The organism is Bradyrhizobium genomosp. I (2014), from assembly GCF_000261685.1.
Lineage (GTDB): Bacteria > Pseudomonadota > Alphaproteobacteria > Rhizobiales > Xanthobacteraceae > Bradyrhizobium.
This window is the reverse complement of sequence record NZ_AJQE01000230.1, coordinates 1-3,631: the sequence shown is the minus strand read 5'-3', so window position 1 is coordinate 3,631 and position 3,631 is coordinate 1. Positions and strand designations below refer to the sequence as shown.

The following is a 3,631-nucleotide window of genomic DNA, read 5'->3' as shown; positions in this document are numbered from 1 at the left end:
CTTCAGTCAAAACGTGAAACGCTCTAGGTGTGCGGCTGCTGACGGGCCGTGCATCCTTCGAGGCTCGCTCTTGCGGTGCTCTGCACCGCAAGGCTCACGCCTCAGGATGACGGGGTTGGAGAAGTTCGGCCGCCCTCTTGAACATCCCTAGAACGCGTTCCTGAGCAGCGGGTACTTCGCTTCCAGGCCATCGAGGCTGAAGGTGAATTCAACGACCCGCTCGGGGGCCGCGACGATTTCGGCGACGGGCGGGGCGAACTGCGGCAGGAGCGCTGCCATCGCCGCAGGCGCCGTCTTCGGCAGCTTCACGGCAGGCACCCCGAGCGGCGGCCTCACTTCGGGCGCGGTGAGCGGCGTCATGACGGCGGGCGCAAGGGGTGATCTCACGGCAGGCGCGCTTAGCGGCGCCCTCGCGGCGGGAGCCTTGAGCGGCGGCATCTCGGCGGGGGCGGTAAACGAAGCCACCGCGACAGGTGCAGTGGGCGGCGCCATCGCGACGGATGGCAACACCGCCGCGATCGGTGCCTCGGTGATCTCCGCGAGCACGTCCGGCTGCTGATCGAGCCTGACCGCCACAGCGGTCTCAGGCGCGATGTGAACGGCCTTGGGCTGGACGATCTGCGCCTGCTGCTCGCGTGGTGCGGTGCGAGGCATCGTCGCCGGCGACCAACCGAATGCGGGCGTCACGCTTGCAGCCGCCTCGGCGACGTCCCCGCCGGTTGCGAGCGCGCGCCAGGTCTGGACCGCACGCTTGGCTTCCTGGATGTTTTCGAGGAATTCGATCTCGGAATGATACCGGCGCCAACGGCCGGTCTCGAACATCTCGGAGAGATGTTGCAGGCGCTGTTCGGCGAGAGCGCACCAGCGCGCCGCGATGGCGCGCCCAGCGACTGCGTCGCGAACGAACTCTTGGCGATGTGTCATGAACCAGCCCGTCAGGAAAAAATACGGACGCGGGGGACGCAACGCACACGAATCAATTTAGACGCGACATGAATATTTTGTGGAAAAGATTTGAGTTGTCCAGCAGCGACACGGCATTGGTCATCAAATACCGTAGTCCTCCGGAAATTTGCCGCGTTTTCGAGTCAAGCTTCGCACAAGCATAACGGAGTTGCGGCGCCTTGCGCGAGAGCAACGGACGGCTGCGGCGATCCTCAACCGCAAGCTGAACGAATGCGGAGCTTCAAAAGATCGGATGCCCAAAGCTTCGGTTCCGATTGAATCTGAACCGACGCTCTAGATTCTTGTTTTGACGCGCTTTCTTCACGCGAACCGGCATCCACTTCGCTCAAGAACGCGCTGAAAAGAAAAGACCCGTCCGGGGGGACAACCGGACGGGTCGAGCCATATGGGCGCTTGGGGTGGATGGGCGCTCGCGCCTGATATGACTGATGGGGAGGGATGACCGCTCCCACATCAGTTGGTCGTGGCAGCTTGCTGAACGTTCAATGCGGGGGGGCGCCTTTTTTTGCCTTAGGCCCGCACGGATCTTCGGTCGCAGCCGCTATCGCGCCGCCGGCTTATCTGCCTGAGAAACCGCGGATTTATCGTCCGCGCTCGACAGCGAGGGCTGCTCGATCGCGCGGCTGCCGGGCTCGTCGCGACGCTTCTCCGCATCTTCACGTTTTGTTGTACCGGACGCGGTCGCAACCGGCGTCGCACGGTCGGCAGGAACGGCCATGACCGCGGCAAACGCGTCGGTCTGACCGTCGCCGAACAGGTCGTCACGCCCGGGTGAACCGAGGTCGCGCGCGGTCTTTGCCAGCGTCATGCGCAGCGCCTCCGGCTTCAGGGCGTGGTTGCGCTCGAGGAGCAGCGCCGCGACGCCGGAGACATGGGCCGCCGAGAACGAGGTTCCCGAGGTCATCTGATATTTGCCGTCGGGTGCCGGCAGGAAGATGTCGACGCCGGGGGCTGCGAGTGCGATGTAGTTGCCGCGGTTGGAGGCGGAGAACAACCTGTCCTGCCGATCCGTCGCGCTGACCGCGATCACATTGGGATTGGCAGCCGGATAGAGCGGCGGCGATTTCGCGCCGGCATTGCCGGCGGCCGCGATCAGCACGAGGCCGCGCGCGGCCGTCGCCGCGATCGCGCGCTCGATGACCGCGTCCTTCGGACCGGCAAAGCTCATATTGACGATCTGCGCACCGTGCTCGGCGGCGTAGTTCAGTGAGCGCAGGATGATGTAGGAAGAGCTCTCGGCGCCGCCGTTGGCACCGCCGAAGGCCCGGATGGCGATGATGCGCGCCTCGGGCGCGCTGCCCATCAGACGGGCATGCGCCACGATGGCACCGGCGATGCCGGTGCCATGGACGTGCGGCCCTTCGGCACTGCCGAGCGCATCGAAATTGTCGGCGATGGAATTGGCGAGTTCGGGATGCCTGGCGTCGATGCTGGAATCGATCACGGCAACCGTGACGTTGGCGCCGTTCGCCAGCGTATGCGCCTGCGGCAGGCGGAGTTTCGTCAGTGCATATTGTGCGGGATCGCCTTCGACCGGCGCGGACGGGTTCTGGTCCTGGAGCACGTAGCGGAAGTTCGGCTGGACCGAACGCACGCTGCCGTCGGCCGCGAACTCGCGCCGCACCGTCTCATATGGCCGGCCGTCGGTGATGCGGAACAGGCCGAACGTCGCCCCAATCAGCGGAAAATTCTCGGATGCGACGCGCGCGAGGCCGTGGCGACGCGCGAGCTCGTCGGCCTCCGTCACCGACAGGGTGCCGTCGATCTCGGCGACGAATTCGTTGGCGAAGGTGCGCTGGTTCACCGCGACCGGCGTGTTGTTGCCGCGCCCCTTGCCTGCGCCCTTCTTGCCCGATTTCCCGCTGCCCTCACCGCCCGCGTTCGGCTGCGCCAGGCACTCGCCGTCGGCAGCTCGATAGGGCGCCGTGCAGGCCGGGTAGAGGTTGGGGGAGTAGCGCGCATAAGGCAGCACCGGCGCCGGCCCTATCCGCGCCGACGGGATCCGGGCGGTCGTGATCGGACGCGGGCCGCGGTCGACCGACACCGCCCGGGCGGATACGGTCGGGCTGACCCGCGGGGCGATGCTCGGAGAGATCGTCGGCGTGCGCGAGGGAACGCTGATCGTAGGCGTACGCATGATCGCCTGCGCCTTCGCAACCTCGACGCCGAGACAGAAGGTGACCAGAAGCGCGGCCGCGACGGATGAAGCGTAGGCCGCGGCACGCACCCTGCTCTCGGACTCGCCCGTCATCGGCTCAGCGGCGCGCCTAGGGCGCCGCGACGGCGAGGTTGACGAACTTCTCGCGCTGCATCCTGCCGAGCAGCGAGGCGAGCTCGTCCTGGCTCATCGCCTTGTCGAACTGGAGACGGAACATGCCGCCCTTGGCGTCGCCGATGATCGAAGCCTGGTAGCTGTCGAGCAGCGCGGTGATGTCGGCGACGCGCGCCTCGGGCGTGAATCGCACCAACGCGCGCGCCGGCGCAGCGGAGCCGGCAAGTTCGCGCGTGATCGGCGCGCCGGTCGAGAGCGAAGCCGTCTGGAAGGTCGCCGGCTGGTTCTTCATGAGCACGGCGCCGATGATTCCGGCCTGCAGCACGAGTGCGACGGCGCCGAGGCCCGCCGACCACGCCAGCGTCCGCGGCGACAGGCTCGCGAAGAAGGTCG

The 3,631-nt window shown here is 66.7% G+C and carries 2 protein-coding genes and 1 pseudogene; all 3 read right to left on the bottom strand.

Features of this window, described 5'->3' with window-relative positions; translation table 11 throughout:
* Positions 1-147: 147 nt before the first annotated feature.
* Positions 148-924 carry a TIGR03809 family protein gene (locus tag IC50_RS21755; protein WP_050991054.1) on the bottom strand — a complete coding sequence of 259 codons (777 nt, stop codon included), beginning with the start codon at positions 922-924 and terminating at the stop codon, positions 148-150.
* Positions 925-1,507: 583 nt separating this feature from the next.
* Positions 1,508-3,217, bottom strand: coding sequence for a S8 family serine peptidase (locus IC50_RS21750; RefSeq protein ID WP_035709484.1), 1,710 nt, complete (start codon positions 3,215-3,217; stop codon positions 1,508-1,510).
* 16 nt (positions 3,218-3,233) lie between these two features.
* Positions 3,234-3,631, bottom strand: a pseudogene (locus IC50_RS21745) (hypothetical protein); the annotation flags it as partial.

Bases quoted from the DNA above. Each gene is read 5' to 3' on its own strand.
- IC50_RS21750 (WP_035709484.1), bottom strand. From the start codon at position 3,217: ATGACGGGCGAGTCCGAGAGCAGGGTGCGTGCCGCGGCCTACGCTTCA.
- IC50_RS21755 (WP_050991054.1), bottom strand. From the start codon at position 924: ATGACACATCGCCAAGAGTTCGTTCGCGACGCAGTCGCTGGGCGCGCC.